We start from the raw sequence: 24,331 nt of genomic DNA, 5'->3' as shown, positions 1-24,331 counted from the left end.
TCATTCCCTGTTAGCAAGTCGACGATGTTTAGAACACAAATTTATATTACTAATGATTTAACTATAGAATGTTAATTAAAGCAAATTCAATTAATTACAATCAGTGACGCATCGTCAATTTCTTTTGAAAGCGTCACTTGTGAGTTTTGCCATAATGTATGAGCAAACTCATCTTTGGACTGATACTCATTCGGTATTATTTTATTCAACTCACTTATTTCATCTTTATCGGTAAAGCGGTTTTCAGTCCAACCATCGGTATAAAGTAAAATATGCTCTACATCATCCAGTGCCGTTTCGTAAAGGGTATAGTTATGATCTTTAGCAAGACCTAATAATGGCCCTGTTCCTGTGAGTTGGCAGAGCTCTCCTGTTTTACGGACAACAACGGGGGGCGGATGTCCCGCATTTAACCAATACATTTTATTATTATTTATAAAACAAATTGCGAGTGTCACTAAACTAGATTTGCAAAGCTGTTGTTTATAGAGCGCGTTATTGAGTGCTGCTAGCATATTTTGATAAGGGAGCCCTGTGGCTAAAAAGCCACTTATAAATCCTTTAATAGCAAAACTTTCTTTGAGTGCCTGCAGCCCATGCCCCATCATATCACCGAGTACAAATGCACTGCATTCATCATTAATAGGCATAAAGAAGTCACCTCCATTGCCTAAACTAATAGAGCCAAAAATATGAGCGGTTTTATCGTTTTGTAGATGGATTTTAGATGGCGTTGACTCAAACGTTGTTTGATAAGACAAATAGGCAAAACGATGCGTTACACGTTCAATACTCTGCAGTAGTTTATTTTTTTTAACCGGTTTAATTAGGTAGTCATCAACACCTAATCGGTTGATTTTATGAATAACTTCTTCGCTATCATCACCAGTTAGCATCACCACAGAGAGCTGCGACTTTAAATTAGATTTATTGAGTTTTTCTAAAAGAGGCTCACACGTGCCATTTTTTAATTTATGATCGAGTAATAAAATTCTCGCATCGGCAGTTAAAATAGCTTGCCATCCGGCTTCAATACTTTCACAAGCAATCACTTGAAATTGCTCTTTCAAGTACGCACTCATTAAGGCAAGCTGTGTTACATCATCATCAACATAAATAACCGTAGGGCGTCTGTCTATGTGTTTTAATGGGAAGGAAAAAAAGTTTTTACCTTCTTTAGTTACATAGTCTGCATCTTTAAAATAATGACGAATGAGTTCAACGCCCATGCCCCCTTCTACTAACGCACCTGAGTCTATTGTCCAAGATGAATTATTATTTTTAAAGAGATTATAAGGGGTTAGTTCATCTATAAAGGTGAGCCTATAACTCTCTTTACTAGACTGACTAATGCGCAGTAAAATATGATGCTCAGAGCCTTGGTTGTGTCTAATTAAATTAGTTAAATACTCTGTTGCCACTAAACCTGCTGCATCGACCTCATCTTTTTTTACATTAAGGGCTCTTAAAACATGTTTGAGCACTAGGCGTATTTCGCTCAATGTTGGCCATAGTAATTCAAAACGTCTTTCAAATAATATATCCATAACGTCCTCAATGATGCCCAAATAGCCATCGTTGTTTAATAATTTTTGCCTTAATACGTGAAGATAACTTAGGCCATTTAACGGCATGCTTTTCTAAAAGTTTGACTATACGCTCACCCAGTGGCGCAAAATTGTGCTGGCTTATTAAAATTTTAATATTGCCATGCCCTGCTTGTTTTAATTCACGAATCCCTTTACACAGGGACTCTTCATCATTAATACCCAGTGCAACTGTAACAAACGTTAATTCGCTACAAATACTTAATGAGTGCAGCGGCACATTATTTCTATTAAGTTTTAATGCGGGTGACATATCAATTAAAATATAGTCATATTCTTGCTTTAACCGGGCTACGGCATCGTTTAATACATGCTTATTTTTTGCGGGCTCGATGGCTGCAAGGTTTTGTATTGCCAATAAACTGATCCCTTCGTAATTAGTTACCCCTAGCTGACACGAAATATCATCAAATCGCCATGGATTGCACGCTGTAGGTAGTTTATCGTCTAAACAAAATGTATTGATAGGATTTAAATCGATAATTAACACAGACTTGTGTTGGCTTTGTAATCGTTTGGCTACGCTTACACAAACACTAGACGACCCCTCCGAGCCAGATAGCGATATAAAAGTAATGCAACGCGCATTGTGATCAATCATGGTATTACATATTACTTCAAGTTCATGATATTGCTTTGGTATTAATTTCATAAGCCCACCACTAATGCTAGTATAGTAATAACATCTAAGAAATTATCTTTAAATTGGCTTAGTAGATCCTGGCCTTTTTCTGGTATATATAGCGTGTCGCCAGCTCTTAATACTGGAATATTTGCTGAGTTTGGAGATTTAATAAACGCTTCTAAATCAAATACTCGAGACTGTTCTTTACAACATGAATGGTTAACCACAACTATCTTATCAATTAATGCTGAATTAGAAGGCCCGCCAGCTTCTGCTAATACATCTAAAATAGACATTGTATCGTCAAAATTATATCTACCAGGTTTTTGCACAGCGCCCATAATACGTACTACTCGCTCTTTAGGTGTGCGCAGCCAGTCTTTATTTTTTTCAGGTACAAAAATGGTATCGCCAGGTAAAACATTAGGGAACAAGGTTTCGTCGCCTGTTTCGAAATACATGGCCAAGTCTAATTTACTCACTTTAGCGCGGTTACCATTTCGATGAGTTATTCGAATGTTACGAATATCAGCCGCGCCTGTTGGCCCATCTGCTGCGGCTAAAATATCAATAAAATGCATATTTTCGTTAAACGAATAACGCCCTGGCGCACCGACCTGCCCCATGATATAAATAGATTTACTCGATTCTTGACGTATCCACTGAGATTTATTATCCGACGGATCGACGGGTAGTTCTTCGACGATTACCGTATCACCAGCAACTAAATTTGGTAACGGTGTGTCTCCATCAGTAATCGTATATTTTTCAAGGTCAAAGCGTTGTGTAACGTCGCCATTGCGCAATATTTTTATATCGTTAATATTGGCACCTTTTGTTGGCCCACCAGCATGAGCAAGTAAATCAGTAAAGTCCATTTCGTCACTCCACTCATAACGACCCGGAGACTGGATTGCACCTATAATTTTTATAGCGCGTTTAGTGGGGATTTTAAGCCAACTTTTTTCATTGACGTCTGTCTTCTCTGGCACAAAAATAACATCGCCGGGGTTTAAATCTGGAACTTTGGTTGTAACGGTGCCTTCACTGTAACCTTGCAAATCAAATACAATACTTTCGCCTTCTGGAGTTAATATTTTTATATGGCGTGTTTCTGCAAAACGTGTAGGGCCACCCGCATTAGCTAAAATATCTAAAAAATTAGTACTGTCGGCTGCTTCATACGCGCCTGGTTTTTGAACTTCACCCATAATATATACGGTGCGAGAAGTTGTATTTACATCATCTACCATAATAGGCACATACACGGTAGAGCCTGGTTGCAGTAGCTGCATATTGCTATTTGCTGGTTTATCTAAGTAAGCTTTTAGATCAAAAATAACCGGGGACTTATCTATAATGACTCTAATTTTAGTCACATCAGCATAGCGAGTAACGCCTTCTGCGCGCATAAGTGCATCTAAGATGGTCATTTCTGCTTTGAATGAAAAACTGCCAGGATTATGCACTTCACCTAAAATGGTCACCGCATTACTGTCGTTGGCATCACCCGTTGCACTGAGCGTTTGTGCATCAAAATCAATTTGAACATTGCCCAGCAAAGGCGATACAGGCACAAACACCGTATCTTTACTTCTCAGTAAAGGTAATAACCCAATATTACCGGAATCTAAGTACGCTTTATAATCAAATTCAATAACTTCATCACCGCGTCTTATTTGCATTCTGTCTAATTGCGCACCCGGTTTTAAACCGTCCGCCTTAGCAATCACCATTTGAATATTGCCATCATCTGGAATACTAACTTGCGAAGGAGTATTTACGTAACCCAGCACATTAATAAGAATATCTCTGCTGCGTATTTCTATATAAAAATCATCCATCGCAACAAATAGCGCTGCAAGTACTGGCGTCAATTCTAATTCAATTTGCGAAGTGGTTTTGTCAGCCACATTAAATTGGCCTATTTCGGGAAGATTAATTTGGCCTTTTTTATCGACTTCAAAGGCGGTATTAAATTCAGCTTCACCTGGAATATACAAAAACAATTTGTTTCCCACCTGCACTACTGAGTCAGTATCATCATTGGTAGCGTAGGCACTCAATGAAAAAAGTAATAAAGCAACCGTCAATAAATATTTCATAACTTACTCCTGTTTGCTTTTAATAATTTTGGTCCAACTAACAAGCGCTTTCGCTTTGTTGTCTTGCAAATTCTTATTGTTAGCGTCGAGTACGATTGCCTCTACACGTCTATCTGAGTGGCGTGCACTGTTGGTTTGAGTCTGCTCACTGTAAGGCTTTAAGCTGCCTTGTGTCAGTGTTGTAATGCTTTGCATAGGGACACCATATACCACCAGCCAATGCTTAACGGTTTCCGCTCTTTTTAAAGCAAGTTCGTAGTTACTATTCATCTCGCCAAGAGAATCAGTATGACCCACAAGCAAAATCGAAATACTATTTAATTGCTTTGTTAAATCAGCAGCTTGTGCAAGCCTTACTGCGTATTTAGGAGTAATTTCGAACTCTTTAAAAGCAAATTGATTGTCACTGTTTAGCAAATCAGACACCTGTTTTTTAACGCTAAACAAGGTGGGTTTTGACGTTGCTGAAACTGCACAATTAGTGAGTTTTTGCACTGTATCAAAGTGATTTGTTAATTGATTAAGACCATGATAATGAATAAGTAAATCATGCTCTGCATCTTCCCACATGTTCGCCGTAATAAGTCTACGAATACGGTTTTCGTAAATTTGCGCCTTTAAAAGTTGAGCAGGCATGCATGCCTTAATATCTTGTGATTTTAGAAGCTCTAATTTTAAAACTAGATGTTCAAATTCACTTCGTACTACATCTTGCGGTTGTGCAAAGTTGTTATCACTTTGCTCATCGCTTAATGGATAATTTTGGTATTTTTCAGCCCAACCTCCTTGTCCTTCATCAGGCCAAGAAGCACACCCACTTAAAAATAAAGTTATGATGATAAAAATGTGTGCTTTCATATTCCTCTCCTTCAAACCGTTAAATTGAATCAATAAATGGAATCGTTTTGTCTACTCGAAGTAAGTTCATTAGTTTAAACGGCTGACCTGTAACGTTAAGCAAAGATAACTTGTGGCTCTTTTTCTCTATTCTCTTATATAGAAAAACAATAGCACCTATACCTGAAGAGTCTATAAATTCAGTTTTTGAAAAATCTAAGACAATAAAATCAGTACCCATATCAACGAGATCTTCAAATTCATCTTTAAACCCATCTACGGTAAAACCTGAAAAGTCATTTGGGATTGATACAATTTTATGTTCTTTTGCATTAGCTAAATTTGTCATGGCAGTTACCTATTAAATTGTTAAATTCAATATAACTGTTACAAGAAACGAACCAACTTTAAGTAATTGATAATTAGAATATTTAAACTAAAGAAAGAGAAAAAAGAGGAAAGCAAAGCATAATGCAATTGAGTATTGGGTGTACGATTGCATTATGCAAAAATAATTATTGTCCTTTACCAGTAAATATAACAACCAGTGTTTTAAACAAGATGGTTAACTCCATATAACACCAACTTCGTGGTGATGAGGTACTGAGCATATAGGCATAATCCCACCCTATTTTATTCCTAGCATCATCAATACTCTCATCGTAGCCATTCATCACTTGAGCCAGCCCAGATATACCGGGCTTAATACCGTAAGTACGCTGAGAGAAATAAGGGATGTCTTTTTCAAGCTTAGAATAAAACACTGGACGTTCTGGTCGAGGCCCAATCAGCGACATATCGCCGACCAATACGTTCCATAATTGTGGTAACTCATCTAAACGTGTTTTACGGATGAATCGGCCTATGGGGGTTATTCTTGGGTCATTTTTGCTTGCCCAAACAGCACCGCTTTGCGCCTCTGCATCAACCACCATTGAACGAAATTTAAGAACATCAAAAAGAGCAACAAAATCATCATTACTTTCCCCCACTCTTAGTTGATTGAATAAAACAGGGCCTCGTGAGGTGAGTTTTATCATAGCGGCAACGCTTAGCATAACCGGAGACAACAAAAGTAAACCAGTCACTGAGCCAACGATGTCAATTGCCCGTTTAATCACTTTAATGGTTACATCTTGCTGCGTATTACTACGATGTACTCTGCGCCAATGCTGTTTATAATCACCGCGTTCAAATTTAATAATGCCCCATAATGCTAAGAAGTAGGCATTGAGAATGTAATTTATTTTATCAACAATTGGGAGTTTCATTTTGATTTTAAATACCTTTTTAGTAAGTTCAATACCATGTATAAACGTAATAAAGCCGCATAATAATTTAGGCAGTAGTAACGTTGAAAAAATCGCTATTGAGAACAGTAAAATATAAATTAAAGCAAGCACGATTGGCATAACACCACGCAACACTTTATGTGAAAAAAAGTTAAAACTTACCCAACCCAATTGAGGGTTTAATAGTTTATAGAGTATTTTAATTTGCTGCCAATTACCGGCACCTAGTCTCACTCGTCTTGCATAATCATGACTTTGCTCATCACATTCTCTTTCTAAAATATTAATTTCGCTATTAACAACGGCTTTTCCGCCATTTTTTAACGCATTCATGGAAAGAATAAAATCATCATTGATTATGCTTTGCTCTAATACATCAGTATATTTAGAGCGAATGGCAAACATAGCACCTGGCACACCAATCACAGCACCGAGTGCTGACTCCATACTCCTGATACTATTTTGATACTGCCAATAATGTTTTTGCTCTGTCGTTGCGTGTTCATCTAAAATATAAACACCCGTAATGACATTAAGCCGCGTATCTTTAAAATCAGCATCAAGGTTCATTAATACATCAATACTCAGTAATGCGCTTACGTCAGTAAACACCAGCACATCGTAATTAGGTTTTGTTAGTTTAATTAACTCGTTAATAGCGTGCGCTTTACCTTGGTTTTGCTTATTGAAATGTAAATGACAAACTACATCTTGCTTAGCTAACTGTGCTTGAGCCAACATAGCCTCTTCATACGTATTATCAGTACAACCATCTAAATAAACGTGAATTGCGAACATTTTCGTGTTGTAAAGCATCGCGCCTAAGTTATACAATTTTTCTTTAATATAGGCTTGTTCGTTGTACGCACAAATTAAAATACCAAAGCTTGCGGTTGCTTTCGTATTTTTAGCAAACACAAGGCGTTTGTTATTATCTCGACTGAATAATTTTAAAAGTGCCACATAACCAATATGGTGGTATAAAACAAGCGCAATTAACACCGCGAGTGTGATCAGTAAATAAGTCATTATTTTCTCCTTACGATGATAAGCCATTATAAAAATGGTCGTACTCTGCACTCATTTTATTCGCATTAGCAATTGAAAAAACATGCTCTCTTATACAATCACCTTGTTTCATATTAATTGCTTTTACAATTGCAGTTTTAAGTCCCATTTCATTTCCAGGTTTGATCAAGATACCTTGCTTATCTGTTAAGACTTCGCGAATACCACCCACGTCAGTTGCGACAATCGCTTTACCACATGCCATTGACTCTAAAATAGATAACGGAAGGCCTTCTCTTTGTGAGTAAAGACACATAACGTTAATAGCAGAGTAAAATAATTGCATGCTTTGTACATTACCTAAAAAGTGAACCCGATCTAAAATTCCTAATGTGCTCGCATAATCAACCAGTTTACTGTGCAAGCTACCAGTGCCCGCAAATACCAGTTCGGTATATATTGGCAATGATGATAAAATCCTTAACAACGCAAAGTGCCCTTTCCCTAGCTCTAGTCGTGCTGAACATCCAACTAAATTAACACCTTGAGGTAAATTCAGCTGCTGACGAGCATCAGATTCGTTAATACCTATAAACTGATTAAAATCGATACCATTTAGTATCGTTTTATCCGTTTTAATGGCCGTTTCATTAAAAAAGTCTTTAGCCACAACTTGTGCATCGGCCACCCAGTGTATTTTTGTCAATCTATTTAATGCTTTAGTTATTAAGCGTTGCTTAAAGCTCTTTAAATACCACGCATCATGAATAGTTGAAACATGCCTAACTTGGCGGTTTTTAATACAAGCCATGCTCGCATAAAGCATCGGCCCTATGTGGTGACTATGTATAACGTCTATATTGTATTGTTTAATGATCTCAGAGAGCTTTTTAACTATATTTAAATCAAACTTTTCAGCTTTATTTAAACACATCAATCTGTGTCCAAACGATGTCAGTTGTGGCCAATCTTTAATCGCTTCGCTTAAAGTCCCTTCTAGCGATACAACCACGCTAGAATCAGCAAATTGGCTTTTTTGCATGAGTGTTACGGCCATTTTTTCAAGCCCACCTATTTTAAAATGTTGAACCAAATGCAATACGTTCATGTTATTTCCCCTGTTCAATAGAGTTCATTGATGAATTAAAAACCAAGTCCACCGGTGCATCCTTCACAATGGGTAAAATAGTAACGACCTCAAGAGCAGACAATTTTTCTATGGTTTGAATATCTTTTAGATGGCTATCGAATAAAGTCGCAACAAACACAATCGTGCTACTTGTAAGTAGACCTAAAATGATGCCGACAATAATTGATATAGCGAGTGATGTGTTGATTGGCTGCGTTGGGCTGTAGGCACGCTCTATGGTTTTGACTTTATCTGGCCCTTCGTACTTAACCAACTTTCCAGTTACCTTGGCCATTTCATAACGACTCAGCATATCTTTATATAAAGACTGTTTAACGTCATAATCGCGCTCTAATTTTCTGAGTTGTTTTTCAATGTCACTGGTTACTAAAAGTCGGTCACTTACGGTACTAACCTGCTGTTCAAGCATGTCAAACTCTTGCTGATGCTGTGTAACAGCGTTTTTTGCATCTTCAAGATTAAGAATTTGCGACACCAATACGCTGCTCTCACCATCACCGCCACTGGGCAAAGTATTAGCCATTTGCCATAGTTGCTCAATATTTGTTGGGTCAAGCTCTTTGCCATTTTCAATTAATAACTGTTGACGGTTTCTAATGCTTTGTAGCTCGCGTTTTTTAGAGATGACTTTACTGTGCTTTTCGGTATAGCGTGTTTTTAAAAAGCTCAGTTCTGATTCGGCAGTAATTATTTTTTCTTCAATCCGACCTAAAATTGGATTCGCTTGACCCATCTTTGTTGTAAGCGCTTTGAGCTTGGCTTGCGCACCGGATAAGATAATAGACTTTTGCTGTTGATCACTTAGCAATTTATCAAATGTTTGGCGATTACTATGTAAAACAGCTGGTAAGGTATTGCTATTTTTAGCTTTAAATATTGCTAACGACTCTTCCGATAACTCTAACTCATCACGAAGGCTTACCAATTGCTGATAGAAAAACTGCTCTGATGTATCCAATGAGGTCCTTGTTGGTGCTAATAAACGCTCAATGAACTTTTCGACAACTTTTTCGAGCACTAGCTTCATTTTTGCTTGGTCGTGCCATGTAAAGTTAATGCGAACAAGCTCGTCCCCTACTAATGAAAGAGAGAGTGCTTTAGAAAGTTTTTGATGGATCTTTTCTATATCTGCAGGGGATGCATTGCCCGGTACTAATTGCGTTTCTTTAGCGACGGCTATAAGCACTTTTCGACTTATAACCAAGGTACGAAGCGCCGCTATGCGATTTGATAAATCAAAAGAAAAAGATAAATCATCCAAATATGGATTAAGCAGTGCTGACTCTTCAATTAAAATAGTGGCGTGATTTGTATATTGCTTTTGCGACGTAGCTGCTAATAAAATAACCACAAAAGGAACAATCAAAAGCGGTAAAACAAATAGCTTTGCTCTTGTATACACCGCATACAAGGTTAAATAAAGTAATCGTTTAATTTGCTCTCTTACTAACATAATCCCTACCTATACATTTGCATATTGCTATGCGAAATTTAGCGACTATTTGCAAAATAAGAATTTTAGCTACAAATAGCGACGTCTAATAAGGTAGTTGCACAGGCTGCGCCAATATTATGCTAAAGAACCTGAACTCTGAATAATAAATCTATCTTAAGCAGCTATTCTCAGCACTAACGACGTTGAATTTACTTACAATAGGCCCGCTATTGTTGCTCTAAATGAGAAACTTTAACGTAGCTAACGTCAGGTTTGGCACCTTCAAATGATTAATACCAATTGCATTAAATTAGTGTTCTATTAAAGCGATAAGAAAATAGCGCAATAACAAGGCTAAAATTATGATACATAGTTGTTCTATATAAATAATTTTTAACGTAGTTAATGAGTTATTTAATACGCTAGAATGATCATGTTTTTAATAAAATTGGTATAAGTATTATTGCGAATTGGTATACGTTAAATTTGTAGCTGGCGGTTTGGTTTTTAGGCAAGGCAGAATCTAGGGCGTGATAATTTCCAACAGATAGGGAGCTCTCAGAATAAATACCAAACACGCGCTACAGTTCACACCAATTCGCTTAATTAAATAATCTAGTTAGCGCCAGATTTAATCCCTAAAATCGATTGCAAATTGGTATCACTCCCTTGATGATCACAAGTTTAATCCTTAAGACTCAACAACTATTAATTATAACCCGTGGTTTAAAGTAGAGATATCGTGCTCAACAGCAAGCGCTTTTGATTGCCAACTATGGTCTTGCGCTATATGGCGTTGCGCTAATTTAAGTGTATTTAATTGCGTTTTATCAAGTGAGAGTACTTCATCTACTTTACTAATAAATTCAGCTTGGGTTTTTGCGATATAAATTTCTGACTCGTAACGCATCACAGCGGGAAATTGCGTTGCGACTATAGGTGTTCCTACCGCTAAATATTCTTTTAATTTAAGTGGATCACATGCTCTAATTTGCGCATTATTTACAAACGGTAAAATAGATACATCCCAATGCGCTGAAAAAGTGACTAAACGCTGATGCTCCACCGCAGGAACATGCGTTACGTTTTTAAACTGTAGCAGTTGAGAGGTACAGGCAACAATATCACCCACCAATACCAGTTGGTAGTGAGGCCTTTGTGCAGCGAGGGCTGTTAACAATGTCATATCTAACCATGCGTTAATACTGCCGTAAAAACCAACAATAGGACCGTTCAACGCGTTTATTTCTGGGGCGATATCTGTATGAGATGTAAAGAGGTCATAACTAACTCCATGACTAAGCATTTTAGTTTTGTAGTGTGGCATCTTATTCATCAAAAATTGACTAATGACATAAATTAAATCGGCTTTATTAATTAAAATTTTTTCAAATGGCGCAACCAAATGCGCATCAACGCCGGCAAGCGCGTTAAAATCATCGCCGCAGTAATAAATGAGTTTATCGTGCGCTTTTTTTGTAAATAAGTACTGTGCTGTAGGGACACTCAACCAATATATAATGGGTTCATTATTTTGAATACCTTTAAAGTATCGGGAAAAAATCCAGCTATTATAGCGCTTTACTAATGTATTATCGTGCCACGGTAACACTGGTAGTTTGTATACCTGCATAGTGCTAGGTGTTTTGATTGCGGTGTGATTTGATTGACTAAAAAGCTGCTTAAACTTACTCCATACGCGCTCTAAATCGTTGCGTTTGAAACGGGGTTTGCGCATACCAATTGAATTTATCCAGTGTATTTCATGATTTTTAGCCAACTCTGAAAATAAATGCTGAGTACTGCTTGGATGACTTGCCCAATCTTCACCAAAAACAATAAATTTCATATTAGGACTCCTTTATATGCTTCACTACTTTGGCTGGGTTTCCTGCAGCAATAGTAAAAGCAGGAATATTTTTTGTAACCACACTGCCTGCTCCTATAATTGCTCCCTCACCAATCGTGACGCCTGCAAGTACCGTTACGCCAGTGCCTAACCATGCACCGCGTTTAATGATAATATCGCCAATTTGAGACTCGTCGTCACTGTCGCCTTGTGCTCTTCGTTCACAGTCAATGGGATGACCTGGAAACCCAGCTAAAAAAACGCGCCCAGCTAACCTTACATCGTCTTCTAATGTGATTTTTTGGCCAACCGAAAAGGCATTTTGCCAGCCAATATCCACGTTGTTACCAATAATGAGTGTTGGCGTAGTTAAGTTACCCACTCGCCCGCAAAATGTGCTAATACCAGACATTCTAACGTTATCGCTGCACTCAATATTAAGCTGTCCAAGTACTTGTGGCATACCTGAGTACAAAAAGAGCTGCTTTTTACTGCCTTTTATTTGGCTTTTAAACAGTGGCGTGTAATAAATGATTCTTAACAGTTCGTGACACAACTCTTTTACAAATTGATGCAGGTGATAAAGCGACGAATGAAGAAGAGGAATAACTATCATTTGTGGATTGCGAAGGTTTTTTGCAAAATGAAAAAGTGATTTTGCAAAAGGATGTGGACTGTTTTTTAACCAACGTTTGACATGTACCATCATACTGTTATTCCTTATTGCTTTGAATAGTGAGCTTCTCGAGCGCAATAGTGAGGGCCAAAATAATATACAGCGGCCAAGTAAATGCTTGCGTTAAAAATGTGCCTGCAACCATAAACCCTATAATACCGGCCTTTAACGCATTCGCATTAACTGCCACTTGATCATTGTAGTTAAGTGCATTGATGCAATAAACTCTCGAAAGGCTTCGGTAAATGCTGGCAATTAAAAGTAAAAATATGCATATTCCTACAAAGCCTGTTTCACCTAACACCTGAAACCATGTGCTATGTACTGCATGATTCTTGCCATCCCAGTGTGGGCTGTAAAAGTAATAATTTACAAAGAAATTATCAACGCCAACACCCGTAAGAGGATTTGAAATAGCCATATTTATTGCCGCTTGCCATGCGTATAGTCGGCCCATTGCTGATTCATCAACTCCACTTTCAACAGCCCCACCACTTTGTCTATCGCTAATACCAGCAAAAACCATCATTGCTAACATGCCAACACCTGCAAACATAGCAACAACAACAGGGTTTTTTACTTTTTGATATAAAAAGAAACTTAAAATAGCTGCAATTCCTAATAAGCCACCTCGGCTCTGCGTAGCGATAACGCCAGAAATAGTTAACATCAAGCCGATCGCAGCAAAGAGCCGGCGATATTTATTGGCTGTAGAGTCAAATAGTTCAGCGGCCAAAAAAGAAACAGGAAACATGAGCACTAAAGACAAATCGTTTGGATCACCTAATTGCGATCGATACTCTCGAGAAATAGTCACCCGCGTCCCTTCTACAAGACCTACGCCATTGATTTTATTATTTAAGGCAACTAATGCTACCGCCACACCAGAGATCATAATCCCCAAGCGAACAAAGCTAAAGTGGGAGAACCGTGTTAACCACCAGCTAATAGCAAACACCATGATAAATACCTTAACTAGTACACCTATCCAGTATTCTATTGCTAAGCCTTTGTTTGTTGCGCTAAACACACACACCGTTAGCCACGCAAACCAAATAACAAAAATTAAATGTGTTGAGCTCCAATGAGGCTTCAGTGTTTTTGATATAAATAAATGCCATGCAATCCCTAGCAATGACGCCAATGCCAGCATTTTCGGGATTTTGAGAGGCATTAAAAAGACAAAGGCCTCGTGTAATCTAAAATAGCTAAATAAAATAAAAAAAATGATGAACACGGTGCTAATTTTTACCGCTAAAAAGCCTGCAAACGGCAGTAGTAATAATGCAAACGCAGCAATAGGGCCAAATAGCGTATACAATACAAGTGTTAATGCCGTAATAAATAAGCCATTTATGATTAAACAATGCTGCTTGTACCAACTAATCATGCGCTCTGATCCTTAAAAATGGCTTAATCGCATTACTTATTAGCGGTTTATATTTGTAAAAAAGGACAATTAAAAAGCCAACAAACGTCACTAATTGCCATAAAACGTACTGTGCTAAATCAATAATACTCAGGATATAAATAAGTAAAAAACACACCCAACTTGGCACAAAGCTTTTTACCTTAAATGCTAAATATTCAAGCTTTTGGCTTATCGCCACAAACAGACCCGTTTTAACTAACTGGGCACACGCCAAAGCGCTTACAGCTCCCGACACACCAAACTTTGGTACCAAAAAACCTAATAATAACAGTGCGATTAAAGCACTTATTGCGTTAATCACAGTGACAAAAAGCCCGTTGAACTGCGTGTAACATCCAATATTTAATAGGTCACTGTGGTGCCTTAGTACAACAACAACAATAAGGCTCGGTAACAGCCAAGTATTTAATTGATAGTTATGAGGTAATACAATACTAAAAATATGAGGTGTGACGATAATCATTAGCGCACACAATAAAATACCAATGTCTAAACTGAGTTTGCATAAAAAAATATACTTGGTACGATTTTGTGTTAATTCATTAAAGCGGCGTGAAAACCACCACATTCTAATTGGCTCAAAAGTAAACGATGTCATTAACGCAAACTGTAATACAACATAATATTGAGCTAACTTTTCTTTACCCACGCTTGCTGCTATAAACCAATTTTCTGCGCCATTGTTTGCATATACAAACAATGAGGAGACAATAATGCTTAGCAGAAATAAACAATTCTTAGGCGTTATGTTCCATGCAATGTATTTAAAACTAATACCCAATTGATTAATCACCAGAGATAACGCAATAAGTAACACTAGAGTGCTCGATATCACACCCGACACCATAACTCCCGTCACCCCGTAGCCTAAATAGAGTAAAATAAGCGTACATAATGTTTGGCCAGCGCCTTGAAGTATGGCTAGAACACAAAATTGCTTAGCCATTTCATAGTATCTAAAGTAACAAAATAAAACACTAAGTACAGATGACAGCGCCAAGTTAACCGCTAACAGCTTTATATCAATTGTATTTAAAGGCACTGGCAGCAATGCACTAAAGGGCTCGATAAAATAAAATAATATAAAAACAAATAAACAACTTAAAAACCCGCATAAAATAAGGGCGTCTCTAAATAGTGCTCTTTTTCTTTGAGGGTCACTGATGTGTTGCTTAAATAATAACTCAGGTAATCCTAAACACAGAAGCAGCGACATAACAGCGGATATTGATACTAAAAAATTGAGTTCGCCAAATTCAGCTTGGCTTAGTATGCGTGTAGAAATAGGTAATAAAGCAAACCCTAACACTTTAAGAAATAAAGTAGATAAACCAAAATATGCGATTTGCTTCATTCCATTCATAATAACTCCTACAGGTTTTGTACCCAGTTAGATAGTTTTTTAGCTTGCGTATTAGCATTAAAATCTTTAGCAACCACTTCTTTTGCATTTAACCCTTTTTCATGTCTTTGATACGGGGTAAGTTCACAAAATTTGGCTAATATCTTTTCTAGCCCTTCAATACTTGAAGGCTCGCATTTAAACCCAACGGCATCGTTAACAATTTCTTTTGCTCCCATTAATTCGGTGGTCAATACAGGGATACCGCTGGCCATAGCTTCTTTTAATACAACGGGTCCCGTATCGCGGTCACCATTTTCAGAGATACAAAATGGCGCAACTAAAGCAGAATAATGGCTGGTATTTTTTGATAGCCATACAGGGCTTTTTGATCCTAAAAACCTGACATCGTTATCTATCCTAAGTTGTTCGCACATATATTTGAGATCGTTCATTAAAGGTCCGTCTCCGACAACATCAAGCGATATAGAGTATTTTTTTGTCAATTTTTTTATTGCTGGTAATAAAAATTGCAGACCCTTTTTTTCAATTAATCGGCCAACAAACAAAAGCTTAACTGACTCACTCAAACGGCTTGGTTTATTATTAAACACACTCAAGTCGATTCCACAATGAAGTAATTGAATTTTACCTGCGCTGTATTTACGCAGTTTTATTGCCATGTCTTCACATACCGCAACAGAGAAATCACACAACGACAGTTTAAGCTTTAAATCAGAGTCGTTTACGTATACATCGTGGCCATGACCAATTGAAGAAACACTCACTCCAGCAAGCTTGCTGGCAATAATTGAGTAGGCCAATGGCGCATGCATAAAGTGACAATGAATGTGAGAGATTTGATGCTTGAGAATAATCTCAGCAATATTCAATCCATAACCCATCAACGATAAAACGGAAATAGACGTGAATTTTCTCGCTACAAGACTGCTTTTCAAGGCTATTAAAGGCCTTTGCAGTGCAGCGTTAATGGCCGATTGAGTCGATTTTTTTATAACAATAATTCGCACACTACAATTTAAATTTATACATTTATTTAAATTTTCAAACGTGAGTACACTTACCTTATGCCCTGCATTAACGAGGGCATTAATTTCAGTCACAACAAACGTTTCTGATGGAATGTGGAAGCTAGGAACAACGATGCCAATATGTTTCATTTTAAAAACTCCAGATAGACTTATCTGTTACTTCGCAAGAACTATGCCCAGCATAAAACAACGCAAATACGCATTTAAAATTCAATTTGCGAAGATATATCGCAATATGCAAACCATTAAACAAAAAACAGCCCCGCAGGGCGCTTAAATCATTGGCTCTTATCTTGCGTAACCCTAGTTATCTTGAAAAGTATAAGGTTATTAAAATGAATATTGAGGTCAGTGTTATTATCCCTAATTACAACTGTAAGCCCTATTTAGCAAAGGCGATATCAAGTGTTGTTAGGCAAAAAAATATTAACTGTGAAATACTCGTTATCGACGATGGTTCGACCGATGGCAGTGTAGAATGGCTCGATAATGCAAAAAAAACATTGTCTAATATTCGAGTTATTAAACAAAAAAATACAGGAGTGGTCGGTGTTAGAAATAAAGCTATAGCAGAAGCTAAAGGTGAATATATCGCTTTTTTAGATGCTGATGATTATTGGACTGACGATAAATTATTTGATCAAATTAGTTATATGAAAAATAATTCTAGCTGTGTTTTAAGTTTTACTAATTACATGCATGTCGATGAAGAATATGCATCTATTATTGACTGTTTTTCCTATTGGCCCGAATTTTCAAAGTTTATTGATAGCGATCATATCGGTTATCAAAACCTCCAATCACCAATGGATTTACTTATATTTGCCAATGTAATAGGTACTTCTTCTGTTGTCGTAAAAAAATCAGCCATTAACTACGTTGGAAAATTTGATAACTCACTTAACAGCGCAAGTGATTGGGACTGCTGGTTAAAACTAGCGAGGATTGGGGACGTTGCTTTTTCTCAACAAATATCAATGGGGTATTTAATGAGAGCAGGTTCAATCACCGCGAATAGACAAAACAGACTAAATGCAATGAAAGAAATAATCTCTCGCTGTAAAAATGATATTGGTATTAAAACGCGGCTCAAAGCCCAAGCAAGAATATTTGAGTGTTACGGTGAATACTACCGAGAAATCGGACTTAAATTTAAAGCGTTCTCCTTAACAGCTGCTGCTTTTATGTTATTTCCTCATAAACGTAACTTTCAACATTTACTACACGACATCAAACAGTCTATCAAATCACCTTGATAAGCTGTTTAATGTGCGAAAACTATCCATCAGTAATAAAAAGGCTTTATGTGAAACCTCAGAGTCTTTTTATACCAATTGCATAAATTAGTGATCTATTATAACGATAAGAAAATAGCGCAGTAACAAGGCTAAAATGATGATACATAATTGTTCTATATAAATAATTTTTAACGTAGTTAGTGAGTTATTTAATACGCTAGAATGATCATATTTTTAATATAATTGGTATCATTAATACTTAGATCATAACTTAACATTCTATGATCGCTACCTTTAAACTCACTGACGACGACTCCATGCAAGCTAATTTGCTCACTTATAATACAATGATCAATAGGCAATCCGATCAGCCTAAATCGACCTCGCTCAAAAGGCATAAAACTCACATAGCTACGTTCTCCAAAACAGGTTCTATCGTTGTCCCAATCGAAATATTGAGACCAAGGCACAACATTTAAATCTCCAGCTATTATCCACGGGCCCTCTTCATTTTGCGCCGCTTCGTTTAGCGCTGCGAGTAAGGTATTTCTATTTTGCCATAGTTGTTTCGATCGCGGTGAAGGAGGATGTGCTACGAAAACCGTTATAATGTGATCAACAAATAGAAACTTTAATTTAATATAGCCTAATTTATCAGCATCTAATTTGATCTGCTGTTTATACACCATAGGTATACGTGATAGAACAACAATACCGTAAGGAATGCCTTCAATTTCTTCATAACCAAACATATCGGTTGTGCTTAAGAATCGACTCAACAAATCACGGTTATTGTCACTGAATTCTTGTAAAATCAGCACATCCCATTTTTGTTGCAGTAGTGTTGATAAATGAGCGTCTGTGTATTCATTATTATAATTTAAGTTTATTTGCTTAAACGTCAGAAGCCGCTCATTACTGGATGTTTGATAAGATAAGCTAGGAAACATTGGACTAAGGCCTAGCATACATATAAATAGTAGCCCCACTGCAACTTTATATAATCTAAGCGTAATCAAAAATAAAACACATATAAGTGCTGCTGCTAATAATTGAATACGTAGGGAAACAAGTACCTCTGCGTAAAAATAATTTAATGGATTAAACGCAAGTGCAATAAAAAACAGTGCGGCTAATAAAAAAATAATCCGAAAAAAAATAATTTGCGAATTATTGAGCGTGAAGACTCTAAACATAAATTTATCGACCTAATTAATTTTTCAGGGTCTGTTAATCTTTGCGGATTAAAATTTGTGCTATCTAGGACAAATCCAAAGGGCAGCAAATGTTTGGTATTTATGCTGTATTATCGCCTATTTATAGAAAATAACCGCACCACATAAATAGACGTTACCCTGCCTAAATAACATAAACTCTGGATAATAAATCTATCTCGAGCAGTTATTTTCAGCGCTAACTGCGTTGAATTTACTTGCAATAGGCCAGCTATTAACGCGTAAATACGCCTTGTTTTCACTGAAAATCTCTGGCTAGAGAAAATAAATTTAAATATCACCATGATTCAATACGTTAGTAAATTTCTTAACCAGAGCTCAGGTTAAATACCAAACCTACTGCTGTAGATTCAATCTCGAATGATCAACAGGTCTTGATAGATTACCTCATAGTAAATAACTGTTGTTCTTTGTTTGGTTCATATTGCCACGTATATGAAAGGGGCTCTGTCGAGCTATCATAAAACCAAACCTCAGCGACTAAATCAATATCTTGCCTGCTTAAGACAAGCTGTGTTTCAAGCGCACTATTTGCAAGTGGGCCTCTATAAATACAATTATTATAATCTGCTCGCTGTGCCGATGCTTTCTTTTGACATACATTTAAATATGCTCTTACATCACCAAACCCAAGCTCAACATCCAAATTTAGTGAATATTTAGTGGAGAGATTAAACTGCTCATCAATTTTTAAAGCATTTATACCGGTTGGTTTAGTGGCTTCTGTTGAAGAAGGAGCAGGTGCCGAGACGGTTGCAGGGGCTTTTGTCTCCTCAGAACCACCTCCTCCACATGCAGTTAAAGTCATTGATAGTGTTAAAATTATGATAGATTTTTTCATTATTGTTCCCCTTTTAAAACAACATTACTGATACTATAATCGTTAAACCATTGTGATTTTTGTTTGCCAGAAGATTCAGCAAATTCAGCAAAACTCTCATAAGCGTCTGTGATATCAACCCCCTCTAACGGATGTAGCCATTGCATACCTACTTCCATTGCCCAAGGTAAACCGCTCTGGCTAAGAAAATACAAACCCCGAGCTTGATCGCTCACATCGTCAGAGCCAGCAAAATTATATAGTGAGGAATCGAATGCTTCAGTTGGCGCTTGGTTTTTTACATGCACCTCCCAGCTTCTAGCTTCTTTATCTATTAAAAAATCACCATGATAAAAGCCCTCTGATGCAAAAATAAAGGGATCAAGAAGTGAACCTGGCGAAGCCGCTTTTGCTTTTGGAGCTTTTAATGGAATAGTCATACTAAATGTTACTTTAACATTCGTGTCACAGTTATCTTCTGTCCTAAAGTAGCTACAGCCAGTTTGTTTAGATACATGAGTCCATGTATCTTGCATAAAAATTAGTATCGCATCATTACGGTTTGCTTCTAAATAACTTTCACTTTGAAGTTGACCATCTATAACAAACACAATGGCATCTTCATCAACTTCACTACTTAAAATAGAACGTGATTCTCCATTTATTGTTTCTTTTAACCTCACCGCAAAACCATTATGATAAGTAGCACCTATGCCTATAAGTTGACCATCAATTTTGTAGCCAACCACATTACTGCCCTCTATTAGCTGGGTCGTTCTGTAATTAATAACTACATCATTAAAATCATAATCACCTGCATACGGCCATTTATCCTCATAGGCAAGTGTTACCCAATCGTTCTCACCAGGATAAACTGCGCTTGCAAATGTTGTGATTTCGTAATCTTCAACTTCTCCGCCTAGTACGCCACCCGTGGCTGTAATGAGTGATGCTTCTGTGCCATCTGTAACTCTAAAACGCGCCCATGTTTGGCCTGATTTTGTGCTGCTAGGGACGCTGATTAAAATGCTATTATCACCTTGATTCACGGCTAATTTGGTAACCACTCTTTCGTCTTCGCTAAAAGTGCCATTTTGGTCCCAGTCAAACCATGCATATAAAAAGCTCGATGCTGACGCGTTAACAATAATTTGGCTGCTTTGCCCTGCTGATATTGCTGTTACAAAGCTTACGCCATCATCAGAGGCATCAATTGGGGTATTAATTAAATCAGCATCCGTATTTATATTTTCACCATCAACCGAATCACCTAAATAAATTAAATCACTGCCAGTACTGTTAGGATCGAATAAGTGCCTTGCACCACTTTGCTCCAAACTTGTGTTGTAAGGTGCTGGTGCATCACCAAAATCAATTGAGCTGTCTGTCACTTTTACTTCTGCAATGGCGCAGCGTGCACCATCATTTTGGCTTGATTTAGGACCTGACGTAAATACATTTGCTATCGGTGTGTAGCCCACAACCGGACTAACGTTTAAATCGACCTTATGAATTTTACCACTTTTATTATTACTAAAATAAAACTGTCCGTTAATGTCAAAATAGGCAGCACCAAATGCCCCCGTATCGTCGCCAATATCTACTTGCGTGATAAACTTGCTTGTATTTGCTGCAATATTTATTTCGTGTAAGTCTCCGTTAGACTCAACGGCGTAGAGCAAGTTACTTGTAGGATGAAATGCAAAATCAAATATACTTAACTTCCAATTATTAGTGTTAGGTAGAAGTTCGGCTGTGATAGCGCCATCTAAATCCCCATTTAAGTCAATAGAGTAAAGCCCATAATTAGGGTGGTACACAAAATACGATGCGCGTTGGCTGCTTCCATCTCCTGTTACTTGAATATCGCCAACGTAAAAGTTAGTTGCTGGAAGGCCATTAACATCCAAGCGTTTCATTTCAAAATCATCACCTATTTGCACAATACTACTAGGTGATTGCTTGCTAAAACCATATAGATACTGATCTTTATAGTTAAAACCAATTGCGTTAACACTTTCATTATTGACTTCATTTGCAAAGGTTAATTGTGAAGATAAAACAGTCGGTTTGGCTGAAACTAAATCTATACCATAAAGTTGCGCTTTAGAGTCTTGCATCAAAAAAGCCTGACTAGGGCATGTATCAAATGATTGACTAAAAACAACGCAGGGAATTAAAGACAAGCATGCTGTGGTAAGTTGGGTTAATTTCATAATAAGTTCGCCTTTATTTATTAAGTGAAAATATTAATGCAAGCCTCACTCCAGATTATAATCACATGAATTTTAAAGCAAAAAAAAATATAGCTAAATTATTTTGTGCATGTTGCAATCATTTTATTTTCATTATGCAAACTAGGGCTGTTTATCTTTCGAGGTTAAATTTGCAGCAGACTGTTTGGTATTTAGGCAAGGCAGAGCTTATGTAGTGTGTGCTTTTCTCCCATAAACAGGTAATAACGATATATAAATGCCAAATACGGGTTGCCCTTTTGGTTTAGGTAACTGCTCTCGCTCCTCATCTATACCTTAGTCGCCAACAAAGAGTTAATCACTCCTGGGAATAATCACATAGGGACTACCCAGCCTAAAAAAATCATCCCTGAGTTAAATTTTTAATTTTATTGCACAAAAGTACCAATTCGTGACTAGACTTTAAAAAGTAAGCACCTTTTTACAGCGGGTTTCGGAGGTTATTATGACTATTTTTGAGCATTACCAAGCACGATACGAAGCGGCACAAGAAGAAGAGTACAGTATCGCTGAATTCCTTGAGATTTGTAAAACCGATAAGTCTGCCTATGCAAGCGCCCCAGAGCGTCTGCTCATGGCAATTGGCGAACCAAATATGGTGGACACCGCAACGGATGCACGACTAAGCCGATTATTTTCTAATAGAGTGGTTGCACGTTACCCAGCATTTGCCGATTTTTACGGTATGGAAGACGCTATTGAGCAAATAGTGTCTTATTTAAAGCATGCAGCCCAAGGGTTAGAAGAATGCAAACAAGTGCTTTATTTACTTGGCCCCGTGGGCGGTGGTAAATCATCGATTGCTGAAAAACTAAAGTATTTGATGCAACAAGTGCCTATCTATTCAATTAAAGGGTCTCCGGTAAACGATCACCCTCTTTCATTGTTTGATCCAATCGAAGACGCAGAGCTGTTTAAGCGAGAATATGGGATCAAACCGCGCTATTTAAAAACAATCATGTCGCCTTGGGCAGGTAAACGCTTACAAGAATTTAACGGGGATATCAGTCAATTTAAAGTCATTAAACGCTACCCTTCGATTTTAAACCAAATAGGAATCGCTAAAACAGAGCCTGGAGATGAAAACAATCAAGATATTTCTGCACTCGTAGGCAAGGTAGATATTCGCCAGCTTGAGCATTTTGCCCAAAATGATCCCGATGCATACGCCTACTCTGGCTCTTTATGCCTTGCAAACCAAGGCTTAATGGAGTTTGTAGAAATGTTTAAAGCACCGATTAAAGTGCTACATCCATTACTTACCGCTACACAAGAGGGTAACTACAATGGAACAGAGGGTATTAGTGCGCTGCCATTTAGCGGCATGATACTCGCCCACTCTAATGAATCTGAATGGCAAACCTTTAAAAACAATAAAAATAACGAAGCATTTTTAGACCGTGTTTATATTGTTAAAGTGCCTTATTGCTTACGTGTAACTGAAGAAATTAAAATTTACGACAAGTTACTTGAGCACAGTGAGCTATACAATGTGCCGTGCGCCCCTGGTACACTTAAAACACTGGCACAATTTACAACACTCTCACGCTTAAAAGAGCCTGAAAATTCCAGTATCTATTCAAAAATGCGCGTATACGATGGTGAAACATTAAAAGATACCGATCCTAAAGCAAAATCCTATCAAGAATATCGTGACTATGCCGGCGTTGATGAAGGTATGACAGGACTATCTACTCGTTTTGCATTTAAGATTTTATCTCGTGTATTTAATTTTGATACCACCGAGGTCGCCGCAAATCCAGTGCACTTATTTTACGTACTAGAACAGCAAATAGAGCGTGAGCAATTTTCAGCTGAAGTTGAAGAACGTTATTTAAGCTTTTTAAAAGGCTATTTAATTCCGCAATACGTAGAGTTTATAGGGAAAGAACTACAAACCGCCTATTTAGAATCGTACTCTGAATACGGCCAAAATATTTTTGACCGCTATGTTATTTATGCAGATTTTTGGATTCAAGATCAAGAGTATCGAGACCCTGATACAGGTCAATTATTCGACCGTTCGGCATTAAACGCTGAACTTGAAAAAATAGAAAAACCAGCAGGTATTTCTAACCCGAAAGATTTTCGTAATGAGATAGTTAATTTTGTACTGCGTGCCCGTGCCCATAATAATGGCAAGAATCCGCTATGGACCAGCTACGAAAAACTACGTACGGTAATTGAGAAAAAAATGTTTTCTAATACTGAAGATTTACTCCCTGTTATTTCGTTTAACGCCAAAACATCAGCTGAGGATCAGCAAAAACACGAAGACTTTGTTAATCGCATGGTCGAAAAAGGCTACACACAGAAACAAGTACGCTTGCTATCTGAGTGGTATTTACGGGTTAGAAAGTCGCAATAGCCTTC

At 37.4% G+C, this 24,331-nt stretch carries 18 protein-coding genes; 2 read left to right on the top strand and 16 right to left on the bottom strand.

All coding sequences use genetic code 11. The features are described from left to right. Positions 1-86: 86 nt before the first annotated feature. From H5119_RS10295 to H5119_RS10235, 13 genes are all read right to left on the bottom strand, one after another. Complete coding sequence (locus H5119_RS10295) at positions 87-1,547, bottom strand: SpoIIE family protein phosphatase (RefSeq protein WP_182702165.1); 1,461 nt, start codon at positions 1,545-1,547, stop codon at positions 87-89. A gap of 7 nt (positions 1,548-1,554) precedes the next feature. Continuing rightward, positions 1,555-2,259, bottom strand: a complete 705-nt coding sequence (locus tag H5119_RS10290; RefSeq protein WP_077537711.1) for a ParA family protein — start codon at positions 2,257-2,259, stop codon at positions 1,555-1,557. Next, entirely contained in the window at positions 2,256-4,337 is a 2,082-nt protein-coding gene (locus H5119_RS10285) for an SLBB domain-containing protein (RefSeq protein ID WP_182702164.1), read from the bottom strand. The genes H5119_RS10290 and H5119_RS10285 overlap by 4 nt, the downstream gene beginning before the upstream one ends. Before the next feature lie 3 nt (positions 4,338-4,340). Then, the gene (locus tag H5119_RS10280; protein ID WP_182702163.1) at positions 4,341-5,195 is read right to left on the bottom strand and encodes an OmpA family protein; all 855 of its coding nucleotides are present in this window, start codon (positions 5,193-5,195) and stop codon (positions 4,341-4,343) included. Positions 5,196-5,214: 19 nt separating this feature from the next. Beyond that, positions 5,215-5,523, bottom strand: a complete 309-nt coding sequence (locus H5119_RS10275) for an STAS domain-containing protein (protein ID WP_077537708.1) — start codon at positions 5,521-5,523, stop codon at positions 5,215-5,217. A 166-nt stretch (positions 5,524-5,689) separates the two neighbouring features. Further along, the gene (locus H5119_RS10270; protein WP_182702162.1) at positions 5,690-7,495 is read right to left on the bottom strand and encodes a sugar transferase; all 1,806 of its coding nucleotides are present in this window, start codon (positions 7,493-7,495) and stop codon (positions 5,690-5,692) included. Between the two features lie 10 nt (positions 7,496-7,505). Beyond that, positions 7,506-8,582, bottom strand: a complete 1,077-nt coding sequence (locus tag H5119_RS10265) for a glycosyltransferase (RefSeq protein ID WP_182702161.1) — start codon at positions 8,580-8,582, stop codon at positions 7,506-7,508. Position 8,583: 1 nt separating this feature from the next. Further along, a complete protein-coding gene (locus H5119_RS10260) occupies positions 8,584-10,077 on the bottom strand; it encodes a GNVR domain-containing protein (protein WP_182702160.1) in 1,494 nt (497 codons plus the stop codon). A 694-nt stretch (positions 10,078-10,771) separates the two neighbouring features. Continuing rightward, positions 10,772-11,908 carry a glycosyltransferase gene (locus H5119_RS10255; protein ID WP_182702159.1) on the bottom strand — a complete coding sequence of 379 codons (1,137 nt, stop codon included), beginning with the start codon at positions 11,906-11,908 and terminating at the stop codon, positions 10,772-10,774. A gap of 1 nt (position 11,909) precedes the next feature. After that, a complete protein-coding gene (locus tag H5119_RS10250) occupies positions 11,910-12,617 on the bottom strand; it encodes an acyltransferase (RefSeq protein WP_182702158.1) in 708 nt (235 codons plus the stop codon). Between the two features lie 4 nt (positions 12,618-12,621). Further along, on the bottom strand, positions 12,622-13,974 hold the full coding sequence (locus H5119_RS10245; protein ID WP_182702157.1) for an O-antigen ligase: 1,353 nt from the start codon (positions 13,972-13,974) through the stop codon (positions 12,622-12,624). After that, positions 13,967-15,379, bottom strand: coding sequence for a lipopolysaccharide biosynthesis protein (locus tag H5119_RS10240; RefSeq protein ID WP_182702156.1), 1,413 nt, complete (start codon positions 15,377-15,379; stop codon positions 13,967-13,969). Before H5119_RS10240 ends, H5119_RS10245 begins: the two co-directional genes overlap by 8 nt. A gap of 8 nt (positions 15,380-15,387) precedes the next feature. Then, positions 15,388-16,539, bottom strand: coding sequence for a glycosyltransferase (locus tag H5119_RS10235; protein ID WP_182702155.1), 1,152 nt, complete (start codon positions 16,537-16,539; stop codon positions 15,388-15,390). 206 nt (positions 16,540-16,745) lie between these two features. Between H5119_RS10235 and H5119_RS10230 the strand changes: the two genes are divergently transcribed. Continuing rightward, complete coding sequence (locus tag H5119_RS10230; protein ID WP_182702154.1) at positions 16,746-17,666, top strand: glycosyltransferase family 2 protein; 921 nt, start codon at positions 16,746-16,748, stop codon at positions 17,664-17,666. 191 nt (positions 17,667-17,857) lie between these two features. On the opposite strand, the gene H5119_RS10225 is transcribed toward H5119_RS10230, so the two are convergent. The 3 genes from H5119_RS10225 to H5119_RS10215 all read right to left on the bottom strand — a co-directional run bounded on the left by H5119_RS10225 (position 17,858) and on the right by H5119_RS10215 (position 21,919). After that, positions 17,858-18,844, bottom strand: a complete 987-nt coding sequence (locus H5119_RS10225) for an endonuclease/exonuclease/phosphatase family protein (RefSeq protein WP_182702153.1) — start codon at positions 18,842-18,844, stop codon at positions 17,858-17,860. 421 nt (positions 18,845-19,265) lie between these two features. After that, entirely contained in the window at positions 19,266-19,724 is a 459-nt protein-coding gene (locus H5119_RS10220; RefSeq protein ID WP_182702152.1) for a hypothetical protein, read from the bottom strand. Next, positions 19,724-21,919, bottom strand: a complete 2,196-nt coding sequence (locus tag H5119_RS10215; RefSeq protein WP_182702151.1) for an LruC domain-containing protein — start codon at positions 21,917-21,919, stop codon at positions 19,724-19,726. Before H5119_RS10215 ends, H5119_RS10220 begins: the two co-directional genes overlap by 1 nt. Positions 21,920-22,403: 484 nt before the next feature. On the opposite strand from H5119_RS10215, the gene H5119_RS10210 reads away from it, so the two are divergent. Further along, complete coding sequence (locus tag H5119_RS10210; protein WP_077537694.1) at positions 22,404-24,326, top strand: PrkA family serine protein kinase; 1,923 nt, start codon at positions 22,404-22,406, stop codon at positions 24,324-24,326. Positions 24,327-24,331: the final 5 nt, after the last annotated feature.

Origin of the sequence: Pseudoalteromonas sp. SG45-5 (genome assembly GCF_014164085.1) — a bacterium.
Lineage (GTDB): Bacteria > Pseudomonadota > Gammaproteobacteria > Enterobacterales > Alteromonadaceae > Pseudoalteromonas > Pseudoalteromonas aliena.
The sequence above is the reverse complement of the archived record's forward strand: the minus strand, read 5'-3'. Positions and strand labels throughout refer to the sequence as shown.